Raw genomic sequence first — 14,525 nt, 5'->3', positions numbered from 1 at the left:
GTCTCCAGTCCGGTTACCGATACGAAAGTGTGGGTGAGGCTCAGTTGCCCAGATGGTCGTCCGGGATGTTCAACTCGATGCCCATGCGCTGGCCTTCCTTGAGGATGTGCCGGCGCATCTCGGCACTGGCCAGCGCGCTGTTCTTGTTGCGGATCGCCCGGACCACCGCTTCGTTTTCCTCCAGGCGTTCGGCCAGGTGCTCGGGAGAGTTGCGCAGGATCTCCGCGCTCTGCTTCAGGGCGTTGCTGGTCTGTTGCACCACGTTCTGGAAAATCGGGTTGGAGGTCAGGGTGAACAGCTCTTCGTGGAAGGCGATGTAGGCGTTCATCCCGGCTTCGCTGTCGTTGGCGTCCAGGGCCTCGCGCATGTCCATCAGGGTCAGCCGCAACTGGCCCACTTCCTTGCTGCTGATGGATTGCGCCACCAGGCCGACAATGAAGGGCTCGAGGGTGTAGCGCAGTTGCAGCACGTCTTCGAGGCTGGCGCCGGCCACGCCGCTGTCGCTGGCCGGTTGTTCGTTGAGGCTGGCTTCGAGCACCACCACGCCTTTGCCGGGCATGGAGCGCACCAGGCCCAGGGTTTCCAGGACAGTCACCGCTTCGCGCAGGCTCGGGCGGCTGATGCCCAGTTGCTCGGCCAATTCACGTTGCCCCGGCAGCATGTCGCCGGAGCGCCACTGGCCACGAGCCAAGGCCGCTCGCAGCTTTTCTACCACTGAATTTACAACCGTTGACGAGGTGATCACTGTTCACTCCCTGGAAAATGGCGGATGAGGCCGTTGGCAGGCGCTGATTGTTGTGCCTGCCGGCGACAGGCACAAGGCATGCCTCAGAACTCCTGCTGCTGCGTGCCAGGCAGCGGTTTGCGCGGCTGGAAGCCATAGCCCTGCTGGCCGCTCAGGACTTTGTTGGCGCGTTGGATATCGATGTCTCTTTCCCAGCGGGCAATGGCCACGGTGGCGACGCAGTTGCCGATCAGGTTGGTCAGCGCCCGGCCGATGCCCATGAACCAGTCCACCGCCAGCACCAGCACCAGGCCCACCACCGGGATGGCCGGGATCGCGGTCAGGGTCGCGGCCAGGATCACCAGTGCCGAGCCTGGAATTCCGTGGGCGCCCTTGGAGGTGATCAGTGACACCAGCAGGATGGTCAAAAGGTCGGACATCGACAACGGCGTGCCGGTGGCATTGGCGATAAAGACGATGGCCAGGGTCAGGTAGATCGAGAAACCGTCGAGGTTGAACGAGTAACCCGTTGGAATGACCAGGCCGACCGTGGAGCTGCCGATGCCCAGGTGCTCCAGTTTGCGCATGATCTGTGGCAGTACCGCATCGGAGGAGGCAGTGCCCAGCACGATCAGCAGTTCTTCGCGCAGGTACTTGAGAAACGGCAGCATGCGCAGGCCGGAACAACGCATGACCACACCCAGGATCACCGCCACGAAGGCGAAGCAGGTCAGGTAGAACAGGCCGACCAGGCTGCCCAGGTGTTGCAGCGAGTCCAGGCCGTACTTGCTGGTGGTGAAGGCGATGGCGCCGAACACGCCGATCGGCGCCAGGCGCACGATCATGCCCATGATGCGGAAGATGATATGACTGAGTTCGTTGATCAGCCGCGAGATGCCGGAGGCGGCTTCGCCCACCAGGTTCAGGGCGCTGCCGAACAGCACGGAGAACAGCAACACCTGGAGGATGTTGTTTTCGGCGAAGGCGCCGAGTACCGAGTTGGGGATCAACCCCATCAGGAACTCGGAGGTGCCGTGCAGGTGTTGGCCGCGCTGGGCGATGTCACCCATGTCGGCGGTGGACAGCTGTTCCAGGTGAATATTGGCGCCGCTGCCGATGCCGGTGGTGAAGGCGAAGACCAGGCCGATCACCAGGGCGATGGTGGTCAGGACTTCGAAGTAGATGACCGATTTGAGCCCGATGCGTCCGACCTTTTTCAGGTCGCCGGCACCGGAGATGCCGCTGACTACCACGCAGAAGACGATCAGGCCGATCAGCATCTTGATCAGCTTGATAAAGGCATCGCCCAGTGGTTTGAGTTGCGAGGAGTATTCGGGGAGTGTCAGTCCACATACGATGCCGAGCATCAGTCCGAGGACTACCTGGAGGAAAATCGAACGCGAGCACCATCTGAGCATGAGGGGAATCCTGGTCGGCGTCCCGGCTGTTGTGCGCTGAGCGCATCAGATTCGGGACTTAATTATTGTGGTCTTACCGGTATGTCCAGTGCAGGCGCAGTCTATGCCCGATTTTCCCGCTAGCACAAGAGTGTTTCAGAAAATTGGCATGACCGGTCTGACCAGTGGTGCGGGTCCCGTAGCCGCTGCCGCAGGCTGCGATAAGGCCGAAGGCCTTCCTGCGATCTTCAGAGTGCCACGGCCGTACCGGTCGACCGCAGCCTGTGGCAGCGTCGACAAGTCCCGGGCCAGACAATTCGCGGACGAAAAAAAGCCCGGCACTGAGGCCGGGCTTTTCATGCAGCGTTCTGCGGATTAAGCGCCGTAGACCGGCAGCTTCTTGCAGATGGCTTTGACTTTCTCACGAACGGCGTCGATCACCGCTTCGTTGTTCAGGTCAGCCAGGATGTCGCAGATCCAGCCAGCCAGTTCCTTGCACTCGGTTTCCTTGAAACCGCGAGTGGTCACGGCCGGAGTACCGAAGCGCAGGCCGGAGGTGACGAACGGCGAGCGAGGGTCGTTTGGCACGGAGTTCTTGTTCACGGTGATGAAGGCTTTGCCCAAGGCGGCATCGGCGTCTTTACCGGAGATTTCCTGCTTGATCAACGACAGCAGGAACAAGTGGTTCTCGGTACCGCCGGAAACCACGTCGAAACCGCGCTCGATGAACACGCCGGCCATGGCCTGGGCGTTCTTCACCACTTGTTGCTGGTAGGCCTTGAACTCAGGCTGCAGCGCTTCCTTGAAGCAGATCGCCTTGGCCGCGATCACGTGCTCCAGCGGGCCGCCCTGGGCACCCGGGAAGACTGCGGAGTTCAGCTTCTTCTCGATGTCGGCGTTGGCGCGAGCCAGGATCAGGCCACCACGCGGACCGCGCAGGGTCTTGTGGGTGGTGGTGGTCACGACGTCGGCGAACGGCACCGGGTTCGGGTAGACGCCAGCGGCGACGAGGCCCGCAACGTGAGCCATATCAACAAAGAGATAGGCACCGACCTTGTCGGCGATTTCGCGGAAACGTGGGAAGTCGAGGATCTGCGAGTAGGCAGAGAAACCGGCGACAATCATCTTCGGCTTGTGCTCGAGGGCCAGGCGCTCGACTTCGGCGTAGTCGATCAGGCCGTTGGCGTCGATGCCGTACTGGACGGCGTTGTACAGCTTGCCGGAGGAGGAAACGCCGGCACCGTGGGTCAGGTGACCGCCGTGGGCCAGGCTCATGCCCAGGATGGTGTCGCCTGCCGACAGCAGCGCCAGGTACACGGCGGCGTTGGCTTGCGAGCCGGCGTGCGGCTGGACGTTGGCGTAGTCGGCGCCGAACAGTTCCTTGGCGCGGTCGATGGCCAACTGCTCAACCACGTCGACGTATTCGCAGCCGCCGTAGTAACGCTTGCCTGGGTAACCTTCGGCGTACTTGTTGGTCAGTACCGAGCCTTGAGCTTCCATCACCGCTGGGCTGGTGTAGTTTTCCGAAGCGATCAGCTCAATGTGTTCTTCCTGGCGCTGGGCTTCTTGCTCCATGGCGGCAAAGAGATCGGCGTCGTACTTGGCAATAGTCAAATCACGGCTGAACATGGCGGTCCTCAAGGATCGGGGCAGAAAAGGGGGGCATTCTAACTCAACGGGTTTTAGATGGCATATGAAAGGACATCATGTCGCAGACAAGTGGCGTTCATGAGTCGTCAGCCCCCTACGCCTTGCACCTTGTAGCCGCTGCCGCAGGCTGCGATCGGCCACGCAGTGGCCGTGTTCTTGAGATCACAGAAGGCCTTCGGCCTTATCGCAGCCTGCGGCAGCAGCTACAGGGGCGGTGATGCCGCTGCTGTCAATCGAACATGAACAGCGCGTCGTTGCTGAATTGCCCTTCGAAGCTGTTGGCCGGCATCGGCCGGCCGAACAGGTAGCCCTGGACTTCGTCGCAGCCGTGCTCGCGCAGGAAGTCCAGCTGTTCGTGGGTTTCCACGCCTTCGGCGATCACTGCCAGGTTCAGGCTGTGGGCCATGGCGATGATGGCGCGGGCGATCTGCGCGTCCTGCTCGCCGGACGGCAGGCCGTCGACGAAGGTGCGGTCGATCTTCAAGACGTCGATGGGGAACTGCTTGAGGTAGTTCAGCGACGAATAGCCAGTACCGAAGTCGTCGACCGCGATGCTCAGGCCGAGGTTCTTCAGGCCGTCGAGGATCTGCATCGCCTCGCTGACTTCGCGCATCAGGATACTTTCGGTCAGCTCCAGCTCCAGGCAGGCCGGCGGCAGGCCAGTGTCCTTGAGGATGGTGGCGATCCGCGTGCCGAGCTGGCCGTCGGAGAACTGCCGGGCCGAGATGTTCACCGAAACCTTAGGTACCCGGACCTTGGCCTGGTGCCAGGCCTTGAGTTGGCGGCAGGCTTCGCTGATCACCCAGTCGCCGACATCCACCACCAGCCCCAGTTCTTCGAGCACCGGGATGAAGTCCCCCGGCGGCACCAGCCCGCGCCGCGGATGGCGCCAGCGCAGCAGGGCCTCGGCACCGGTCAGGCGTTTGCCGTCGCCGCTGAATTGCGGCTGGTAGTAGAGGATGAATTCCTGCTGTTCCAGGGCGTGGCGCAGGTCGCTTTCCAGCTCCAGGCGTTCCAGGGCGCTGGCGTTCATGTCGGCCTGGTAGAACTGGAAGTTGTTCTTGCCGCGCTCCTTGGCGTGGTACATCGCGGTGTCGGCGTTCTTCATCAACTGGCTCAGTTCGCTGCCGTCCTGCGGGCTCAGGGCGATGCCGATACTGGCGGTGACGAAGAACTCGCGTCCCTCGAGCACGAAGGGTTTCACCAGGCTGGCGAGAATCTGCTCGGCGACGTGGATCGCCCGGTTCAGGGCAATCTCGCGGCTGGTGCGCGGTTGCAGGAGCAGGGTGAACTCGTCGCCGCCCATGCGGGCCACGGTGTCGTCGTCATCGACGCAATCGAGCAGGCGAGTGGCCATTTCCTTGAGCATGCGGTCGCCCGCGGCATGGCCCAGGGAGTCGTTGATCGGCTTGAAGCGGTCCAGGTCGAGGAACATCAGCACCACCCAGGACTTCTGCCGCTCCGCCGATTGCAGGGCGGTGTGCAGGCGGTCCTGGAACAGCGTGCGGTTGGGCAGGTGGGTCAGGGCGTCGTAGTAGGCCAGGCGGTGAATGCGTTGCTCGCTGGCCTTGCGCTCGCTGATGTCGGTGAAGAAGCACACGTAGCTGGCCAAGTCGCCTTCGTCGTCGAGCACCGCGGTGATGCCGACCCAGGCCGGATAGTGCTCGCCGTTGCGTCGCTTGAGCCAGACCTCGCCTTCCCAGGTGCTGTGCTGGTGCAACTGCTTGAGTACGTAGCGCAGGTGGGCTTCCTGCTGTTCGTCGACAGTGAGGATGTTCGGCAACTGATCGAGTACCTGGGACACCGCGTAGCCGCTGACCCGGCTGAACGCCTCGTTGGCCTGGACGATGTAACCCGCGGGGTCGGTGATCAGGATCGCCGAGGTCGAATGCTCGAAAACCGTGGCCGCCATGCGCAAGTCTTTTTCTGCGCGGCGCTGCTGGCTGATGTCGCGGCCGACCCCGAGCACGCCTTCGAAGGCCCCGTGTTCGTCCCACACCAGCACCAGGCGCAACTCGATCGGAATCTTGCGGCCGTCGGCCCGCAGGCAGTCGAACAGGAACAATTGGGTCTGCACCTGGCGCAATTGCGCCAGTTGCTCGGGTTTGTCCAGGGACTTGCCGATCCGCTCCATCAGGGCATAGATGCCGGTCAGCTGTTGCGGGTTGGCAATGGTCGACTGCCAGCCGTTCTGGAAGATCCACTCGACGTCGTAACCCAGAACCGATTGCACCGAAGGGCTGACGTAGTTGAGGGCCATCTTGCTGTTGGTGGAGAAAATCACGTCGCTGATGCTTTCGGCGAGCATGCGGTAGCGCCGCTCGCTGTCGCGCAGGGACTCGCTGGCCTCGATCTGGTCGGTGATGTCCTTGGCCACGCCGATGATGCGGGTGACCTGGTCGTATTTGTCCCGCGCCAGGGCCTGTTCGCGGATATCGAAACAGCGCCACTGGCCGCTGCGGTGACGGAAGCGCAAATGGCACTGCAGCAGTTGCAGATAGCCGGCATGCCGTTGTTCCTGGCGCAACCGGTGGTAGAGGTCGGCGTCTTCCGGGTGCAGGAGGATTTCCCAGAAGTACTCGCCCATCTGGTGCAGCTCGGTCTTGTTGTAGCCGAGGGTCTGGCCCAGGTGGTGGTTGCTGAAGATCATCCGCTGGCTGATGACGTCCTGCACATACAGGTGGTCGGGCACGGTGCGGACCACGTCCGACCAGAAACCCTCGCGCTCCAGCAGCGACAGCTCGATGAGCTTGCGGCTGGTGATATCGCTGATGCTGAGGATCACCGCCCGATAGTCGGCGGGGTCTTCCGGCAGGCGCAGCACCAGCCACAGGTGCTGGTCGTGGCCCTGGGCGTCGCAGAGGCGGATCTCCAGTTCCAGCTGCCTGTGCTGGTTGATCACTGTCTCCAGCAACTGGTTGCCGATCGCGCTGTTGTTGAGCGCGTTGCCCTCGATCAGCAGCTTCCAGGCCTGTTCGCAGGAATCGACGTTGAGCAGGCGCAAGGCCACCTGGTTGACCTCGGTGACGCGCAGCTCCTCGAGCAGCGACTGGCGCTGCCGTGGGTTGTTCTCCAGCCAGCGCTTGAGCTGTTCGCTGTCGTGCAGTTGCGCCTTGTCGAGAAACGCCGGCAGTCCGGAAATATCCAGCACGCAGAGGGCGACCCCGGTGCCTTCGAAAATATCCTGGTAGCGCCGACGTCCTTCGTGCAGCTGGCGCTGGCGCCGACGCATGTTCAGCAGGGCAATCACCGGTAGCAGGGAGAAGGCCAGGCCCAGCAGGCATTTGGCGATGAAGGCCGGCAACAGTTGCTCGATCACCGCCCGCTCGTCGAACAGGCCGCGCAATTGCCAGTCGCTGTTGCCTAGCGGCGCGACCAGCACGCTGTTGGCGATTTCGTCGGCGGTCACCGGGGCGCTGCTGCCGTCGTCGCGGCCGAGGGCTTTCTGGTTCAGGCGGTTTTCGATGACCCAGGTCGGGTGAAAACCCTGCTCGGGGCTGGGGCTCAGGGACTGGACGAAGGTCGGCGCCAGGCGCAGGACCCAGTAGTTCTTCAGCGCACCGCTGGGCTGGTGCAGCAGCAGTTGCACCAAGGTGCCGTCGGCGGAGTTGCTGTAATAGTAGCGCTGGCCCCGGCTGCGTCCGGTCAGTTCGGCGAGCCATGCGGCGTCCTGCCCGTCGGCAGCGTTGTCGCTGATGACCTGGCCCTTGGCATCCAGCAACGCGAGGCTTTGCAGGTCCGGCAGGGACAGCTGCAGCTTTTTCAGCAGCAGTCGCTGTTGTTCGGCGTCCTGGGGCGGTTCGACGATCGGTAGCAGGTTCAGGGCAATCTGTGCATTGAGCGCCAGATTGAGGCTGATGTGTTCGGCCAGGTCGGCGTTGTAATCGATCGCGCGTTGGCGCTGGTCTTTGCGGGTTTGCTGCAGCTGGTCGAGCAGTTGCCAGAACAGCAGGGCAAGCAGCAGCAGGACCAGCGTCGCCAGCACGCCTTTCAGGGTACCGCGCAGGGGCGAGCCGGACGCAGGCGCGGGTGCGCGCAGGGAAGAGGGCGGAGTGGCATTGGACAAACTGTGATCCTGCGGTTTGGCTGGACTGGCGCGACGTGCACTATAAGCCGGACGCCCGAAGGGCGGCTAGCATGCCTTGACTTGTGGCAAAGTGCCAGTCCCGGCTGGCTGGACCTTGTCCGGCCATTGAGGTAGCTTTGCCGGTTACGCGGGAGCGCTCCAGCTCCAGACCATCAGGCTTTTTCCGTACGCTGGCATTGATCTCCATCAAATGCCGGCGCCGCGCATGGCCTGGCCCGGGCTTGGCCCGTTCTATTCATCCGTCACTGACGCTAGGTTCATCATGGCTCAATACGTCTTCACCATGCATCGGCTGGGAAAAGTTGTTCCGCCGAAGCGGGAAATCCTGAAAAACATTTCTCTGTCGTTCTTCCCCGGCGCCAAGATCGGCGTGCTGGGCCTCAACGGTTCGGGTAAGTCCACCCTGCTGAAAATCATGGCGGGCGTCGACACCGAGTTCGAAGGCGAAGCCCGTCCGATGCCCGAGCTGAACATCGGTTACCTGCCGCAGGAACCGCAGCTGGATCCGGCCAAGACCGTGCGTGAAGTGGTCGAGGAAGCGGTCAGCGTGATCAAGGACGCCCAGGCGCGCCTGGACGAGGTCTACGCGGCTTATGCCGACCCGGACGCCGACTTCGACAAGCTGGCCGCCGAACAGGCCAAGCTTGAAGCGATCCTGCAGGCCAGCGATGGCCACAACCTGGAGCGCCAGTTGGAAGTCGCCGCCGATGCGCTGCGCCTGCCGGCCTGGGACGCCAAGGTCGAACACCTGTCCGGCGGTGAAAAACGCCGGGTGGCCCTGTGCCGCCTGCTGCTGTCCGCCCCGGACATGCTGCTGCTCGACGAACCGACCAACCACCTGGACGCCGATTCCGTGGCCTGGCTGGAGCACTTCCTCCACGACTTCCCGGGCACCGTGGTTGCGATCACGCACGACCGTTACTTCCTGGACAACGTCGCCGGCTGGATTCTCGAACTCGACCGCGGCGCCGGTATTCCTTACGAGGGCAACTATTCGGGCTGGCTGGAAGCCAAGTCCGATCGTCTGGCCCAGGAATCCAAGCAGCAGTCGGCCCATGAAAAGGCCATGAAGGAAGAACTGGAGTGGGTGCGCAAAGGCGCCAAGGCCCGCCAGTCGAAATCCAAGGCTCGCCTGCAACGCTTCGAGGAAATGCAATCGCAGGAATTCCAGAAGCGCAGCGAAACCAACGAGATCTACATCCCGGCCGGTCCGCGCCTGGGCGACAAGGTCATCGAGTTCAAGAACGTCACCAAGGGCTACGGCGATCGCGTGCTGATCGACAACCTGTCGTTCTCCATGCCCAAAGGCGCCATCGTCGGTGTGATCGGCGGTAACGGTGCCGGTAAGTCGACCCTGTTCCGCATGCTGATGGGCAAGGAAACACCGGATTCGGGCAGCATCGAAGTCGGCGAAACCGTGCAACTGGCGTGCGTCGACCAGAGCCGCGAGGACCTGGACGGCAGCAAGACGGTGTTCCAGCAGATTTCCGACGGTTCCGACCAGATCCGCATCGGCAACTACGAGATTCCGTCGCGTACCTACGTCGGTCGCTTCAACTTCAAGGGCGGCGACCAGCAGAAGTTCGTCAAGGACCTGTCCGGTGGTGAGCGTGGCCGCCTGCACCTGGCCCTGACCCTGAAAGAGGGCGGCAACGTCCTGCTGCTCGACGAACCGTCCAACGACCTCGACGTCGAAACCTTGCGCTCCCTGGAAGAAGCCCTGCTGGACTTCCCGGGCGCCGCCATTGTGATCTCCCACGACCGGTGGTTCCTTGACCGCGTCGCGACTCACATCCTGGCGTACGAAGACGACTCGCAAGCGGTGTTCTTCGAAGGCAACTACACCGAGTACGAAGCCGATCGCAAGAAGCGTCTCGGCGAAGCGGCGGCCCAGCCGCACCGCGTACGCCACAAGAAACTGGCCTGATCCGGGCCGGTTGCTTGAAATGAACGGAGCCTTCGGGCTCCGTTTTTTTTTTGCGTTTTTCAGGTGGCTCCGTGTCGCTTTCTATCGCGAGCAAGCTCGCTCCTACAAGAACGCCACAGTCCCTGTAGGAGCGAGCTTGCTCGCGATGCGCCGTCACTGACGCCAGGATTTCCAGGGGTTCCCAACATGGGGCAAAACACTCGGCTTCAATCCCTAAATGAGTGCGATAACCTCCAGAATCAGTCGAATATTTATATTTATTGCACCATTTAAATTCATAACTGCGACATTTTGCTCTGTCATGGTGCTGTTCGAGTTGCTAAAGTCCTGGGCAAATCTCCGTTAACGACAATAAATTTGCCGAGACTTTCCCATGATCGAATCCGTCGAAGACTTCCTCGCCCGCCTGAAAAAGCGCGACCCGGACCAGCCTGAATTCCACCAGGCGGTAGAAGAGGTGCTGCGCAGCCTGTGGCCGTTCCTGGAGGCCAATCCGCACTACCTGAGCTCGGGCATTCTGGAGCGTATCTGCGAGCCGGAGCGGGCCGTGGTGTTCCGTGTGTCGTGGGTCGACGATCAGGGCAAGGTCCGGGTCAACCGCGGGTTCCGTATCCAGATGAACAGCGCCATCGGCCCGTACAAGGGCGGTTTGCGTTTCCACCCGTCGGTCAACCTGGGGGTGCTGAAATTCCTCGCCTTCGAGCAGACCTTCAAGAATTCCCTGACCTCGCTGCCCATGGGCGGCGGCAAGGGCGGTTCGGACTTCGATCCCAAGGGCAAGAGCGACGCCGAAGTGATGCGCTTCTGCCAGGCATTCATGAGCGAGCTGTACCGCCATATTGGCGCGGATGTGGACGTGCCGGCCGGGGATATCGGGGTTGGTGCCCGGGAAATCGGCTTTCTGTTCGGCCAGTACAAACGCCTGAGCAATCAGTTCACTTCGGTGTTGACCGGCAAAGGCATGAGCTACGGCGGCAGCCTGATTCGCCCGGAGGCTACCGGTTTCGGTTGCGTGTATTTCGCCGAAGAAATGCTCAGGCGCCGTGATGAGCGGGTGGAAGGCAAGCGCGTGGCGATTTCCGGCTCCGGCAACGTGGCGCAATACGCGGCTCGCAAGGTCATGGACCTGGGCGGCAAGGTGATTTCCCTGTCGGATTCCGAAGGCACGCTCTACTGCGAGGCCGGGTTGAGCGAGGAGCAGTGGCAGGCGGTGCTGGAGTTGAAGAACGTCAAACGCGGTCGCATCAGCGAGTTGGCAACGCAGTTCAACCTCGAATTCCTCGCCGGCCAGCACCCTTGGGCGCTGCCTTGCGACATCGCGCTGCCCTGTGCGACCCAGAACGAACTGGATGCCGAGGCCGCCCGCACTCTGTTGCGCAATGGCTGCATCTGTGTGGCGGAAGGGGCGAACATGCCGACCACCCTGGAGGCTGTGGATATCTTTATCGAGGCCGGCATTCTGTTCGCCCCGGGCAAGGCATCGAATGCCGGCGGCGTGGCGGTCAGCGGGCTGGAGATGTCGCAGAACGCCATGCGCCTGCTGTGGAGCGCCGGCGAGGTGGACAGCAAGCTGCACAACATCATGCAGTCGATCCATCACGCCTGCGTGCATTACGGCGAAGAGAACGGCCGGATCAACTACGTCAAGGGGGCGAATATCGCCGGCTTTGTCAAGGTTGCCGACGCCATGCTGGCCCAGGGCGTGGTCTAGGCCGGGTCGATGCGGATCACCTCGATCAACTGATCGCCCGCCGGACGCTGCCATAGCACCTCATCGCCAAGCTGGGCGCCTAACAGCGCCCGGCCCAGCGGCGACCCCCAATTGATCAGGCCCTTGGCGACATCGGCCTGGTCTTCCCCCACCAACTGCACGCTCTGCTCGGTGCCGTGCTCGTCGGCGAAGACCACCCGGCTGCCGATCTGCACCTTCGAGCGCGACGTTGCCTGGGCCACCACCTGGGCGCTTTGCAGGCGCTGGTTGAAGTAACGCAGGTCGCGCTCGATATCGGCCAGCAACTGTTTGTCCGCTTGTTCGCCCTGCGCCGACTGTTGGTTATGCCGGGCTTGCAGGTGCGCGACCCTGGCCTGCAGCTCGCTCAGGCCTTGCGGGGTGACGTAGTTGGGCTGTGTGCTGACCTGGCGTTCCACTGGCAGGTCGGCCTGGGCGGCCGCCTGATCTTCATTGACGAAGGCTCGGCTCATGGGATTTCCCCGCTCGTGGAGTTTGGCCCATGGTCGCAGCCTTTTGGTTTCATGCCATGCCTGAAAACGACTTACTGCGAGCGATAGGCCCGCGCCGCATCGCGATCCTTCTCCTGTTGCCAGGCGCGTTCGCGTTCGTCCCAGTGACGATCCCGGTAGTCGTTGCGGTCCTGGTTTTCCAGCATCGCCTGGCATTGGCGAAAACCGTCGCTCCAGCCCTCGGCATATTGCGGGTCCTTGAGGTAGCGCGGCACGTTCTTGCGAAACTCGCCGGTAGTGGCCCCGGCGGCCTGGCGACCGCTGACGCAGCCGTCGTCGAAACCATCGGCGAAAGCCGGCGGATAACCCTGGTTCAGCAAGTGTTCATGGGTCGATTCGCAACCGCCGAGCACGATCAGCAACACCACGGCCCAACCATAACGCCACATCGCTGACTCCTCGAATTTTGCATGAGTGAAGTCTAGAAGGGCGTTTGTCGGTGAGCCGTGAAAGTCCGGTGATCGTTGTGTAGCCGCCGAAGGCTGCGACCGAGCACGAAGTGGTCGCAGGTTTTCAAGACCTGCGCAGCCCCTTCGTGTCGAATACATCTTGCGCTTCGGCGAGCGCGTCTGAGAGGAGGGCGGTGGGTCAGTAGTGATACCACTTGAGCTCGAGCATCACCTCGTTTTCCGCCGTGGCCAGGTGGCTGAACTCGCGCTGGGCGCTCAGGCGCAGGCCCAGGTTGCGTGACAACTCCCATTGCTGGTTGAGGCTCAGGCTGCGCCGTACCTCGCCGTTGGCGAAGTAGTCGCCCTTGGCTTCGAGGCTGAAATTGCCCAACGGGTTTTTCCACAGCAAGCCCGTGTTGAAGCCGGCGGCCGGGGCGATGAAGGCGGCGAAGTCGGCATTGTGCTCGACGCGCACAGTGCCGAGGGCGAAGCCGAGCAGGTTCTCGCTGAGCTGCCAGGTGCTGCCTCCGCCACCGTTGACATGGCTGACCAGGGTTTCATCGTCGTGCTTGCCCGGCACCCGCTCCAGGCCCCCGGCGACCTGCCAGGACCAGGGTTGCAGCAGTTCGTTGCGCGGCGTCAGCGAGCGAATGGTCGCCAGGTCCAGTTGCTGCAGTTGCCAGTTATTGCCTTCGTACTGGCGCAGTTTCATCTGCAGGATTTCGATCTGCGCGCCCAGCGGGAAACCTTCGGCGTTGTCGTTGAGGTCGTGATAGGCCATGCGCAGCCCGTACTCGCCAAAGGCCTGGTCGCCGCGGGTGCCCACGCCGACCTGCCAGGTGCGCGACTCGTGGCCGTCTTCAGGCAGCCCCGGGCGGGCGACGGACAACTCCGGCGGCGGGTTGCGGTTGATCGCCCGCAGCAGTTCGAAACTGCGCTGTGCTCGTTGCGGGTCGCGCTCTTGCCCATTGGCCCGGTAACGCTCGAGGCGGTAGGCCGCGTCGATGATCAGTGCCTGACGCTCGCGCGGCAGGGCCTTGAAGGCCGGAGCTTGCAGTTGCTTTTGATCGGCACTGATATCCAGCACCCATTGCTGTTCGTCGCTGCTCAGCGGTTTGGCGCGTTCGAGCAGCTCGCGCTCGCGGGACGGGCGATATTCGATCTTCTCCACCAGGCCCGCTTCTTTGACCGCTTTGACGGTGTCGGTGGGAATCGCCGTCAGCGGGAATTGTTCGGTCAGGCGCAGGCTGGGGCGCGCCACTTGCAGCAGCTCGAGCAAGCGGTAGGAGCAGTTTTCGTCGAAGAAGAAATAGTCGAACTTGATCTGCTTCAGCTCCCAGACGTGTTCGACCATGCGCTCGGTTTCGACCTGGGTCAGGTTCAGTCGGTATTCCCACAGGTCGCGGTTTTCCAGGCTGCGGTACTCCGAGAGTTTTTCCTGGTAGGGCACCAGGGCAAACAGCCCGGGGTAACCGCCCATCAAGCCTTTCCAGGCATAGAGAATGCTGTTGTCCGAACCTTCGATGTAGGCGCCGAAGTTGATCGCATAGCTGAGCAGGGCGGTGTGGTTGCTTTGCACGTCGGCCTGGTCGATGCGCAGCAGGGTATGGCCGAACATCGACGATGGGCTGTTCAGGTAGGCCGCCGGGAAAATCATCACGGTGCTGTGGGGCGAGACATCCTTGAACCACTGGCGGAATTCGCTGCAATCCACGCTCGGCAGATCGTTGAGGTTCAGTTGTGCCTTGAGCCAGCGGGTGCGGGCCGGGTAGACGCATTGCGCATGCTGGTTGCCGCTGGCGGCGGGGGCATGGATTGCCTCCAGGGTGGCCTTGAGCTCGGCATCGGGGTGTTCGGCGCCATCAGCGGCGAGGAAAAACTTCGGGTCGCTGACATAACTGCGCCAGCCACCGAGCTTGGCGGTTTCGTAGTGGCCCAGGGAGATCCAGAACGGGTCGTTGGCCAGTTGCTGCAAACGTGAAGGGTCGACTTGTGGCGCGGCGGACAGCGGGGCGCAGACACAGAGCGCCAGGGAGGCAAGGCGTTTGAGCATGGTGGGCAACTTGAGTCGGAAAAAACAAAGACTCGCGCAGAGTCATGTCCGAAAAAC

The 14,525-nt window shown here is 62.4% G+C and carries 9 protein-coding genes; 2 read left to right on the top strand and 7 right to left on the bottom strand.

Features of this window, described 5'->3' with window-relative positions:
- Window positions 1-40: 40 nt before the first annotated feature.
- The 4 genes from BTN82_RS25515 to BTN82_RS25495 all read right to left on the bottom strand — a co-directional run bounded on the left by BTN82_RS25515 (window position 41) and on the right by BTN82_RS25495 (window position 7,837).
- Entirely contained in the window at window positions 41-745 is a 705-nt protein-coding gene (locus BTN82_RS25515) for a FadR/GntR family transcriptional regulator (RefSeq protein ID WP_053281003.1), read from the bottom strand.
- Between the two features lie 83 nt (window positions 746-828).
- Entirely contained in the window at window positions 829-2,142 is a 1,314-nt protein-coding gene (locus tag BTN82_RS25510) for a C4-dicarboxylate transporter DctA (protein WP_075121826.1), read from the bottom strand.
- A gap of 354 nt (window positions 2,143-2,496) precedes the next feature.
- Window positions 2,497-3,750: a serine hydroxymethyltransferase gene (glyA, locus tag BTN82_RS25500; protein WP_075121825.1), complete on the bottom strand. Its 1,254-nt coding sequence runs from the start codon at window positions 3,748-3,750 to the stop codon at window positions 2,497-2,499.
- Between the two features lie 250 nt (window positions 3,751-4,000).
- Window positions 4,001-7,837: a bifunctional diguanylate cyclase/phosphodiesterase gene (locus BTN82_RS25495; RefSeq protein ID WP_075121824.1), complete on the bottom strand. Its 3,837-nt coding sequence runs from the start codon at window positions 7,835-7,837 to the stop codon at window positions 4,001-4,003.
- 283 nt (window positions 7,838-8,120) lie between these two features.
- Between BTN82_RS25495 and ettA the strand changes: the two genes are divergently transcribed.
- Complete coding sequence (gene ettA / locus BTN82_RS25490) at window positions 8,121-9,785, top strand: energy-dependent translational throttle protein EttA (RefSeq protein WP_075121823.1); 1,665 nt, start codon at window positions 8,121-8,123, stop codon at window positions 9,783-9,785.
- A gap of 373 nt (window positions 9,786-10,158) precedes the next feature.
- Window positions 10,159-11,496, top strand: coding sequence for an NADP-specific glutamate dehydrogenase (gdhA, locus tag BTN82_RS25485; protein WP_075121822.1), 1,338 nt, complete (start codon window positions 10,159-10,161; stop codon window positions 11,494-11,496).
- Here the strand turns inward: gdhA and BTN82_RS25480 are convergent.
- The 3 genes from BTN82_RS25480 to BTN82_RS25470 all read right to left on the bottom strand — a co-directional run bounded on the left by BTN82_RS25480 (window position 11,493) and on the right by BTN82_RS25470 (window position 14,468).
- Window positions 11,493-11,987, bottom strand: a complete 495-nt coding sequence (locus BTN82_RS25480; RefSeq protein ID WP_075121821.1) for a GreA/GreB family elongation factor — start codon at window positions 11,985-11,987, stop codon at window positions 11,493-11,495. The two genes, gdhA and BTN82_RS25480, sit on opposite strands and share 4 nt — an antisense overlap.
- Before the next feature lie 71 nt (window positions 11,988-12,058).
- Window positions 12,059-12,415, bottom strand: a complete 357-nt coding sequence (locus BTN82_RS25475) for a hypothetical protein (RefSeq protein ID WP_075121820.1) — start codon at window positions 12,413-12,415, stop codon at window positions 12,059-12,061.
- A 199-nt stretch (window positions 12,416-12,614) separates the two neighbouring features.
- Entirely contained in the window at window positions 12,615-14,468 is a 1,854-nt protein-coding gene (locus BTN82_RS25470) for a DUF4105 domain-containing protein (RefSeq protein WP_075121819.1), read from the bottom strand.
- Between the last annotated feature and the right edge of the window lie 57 nt (window positions 14,469-14,525).

Origin of the sequence: Pseudomonas chlororaphis (assembly GCF_001921865.1) — a bacterium.
Lineage (GTDB): Bacteria > Pseudomonadota > Gammaproteobacteria > Pseudomonadales > Pseudomonadaceae > Aquipseudomonas > Aquipseudomonas chlororaphis_D.
Note: the sequence above shows the minus strand (reverse complement) of the source record. Positions and strands in the feature narration are given on the sequence as shown.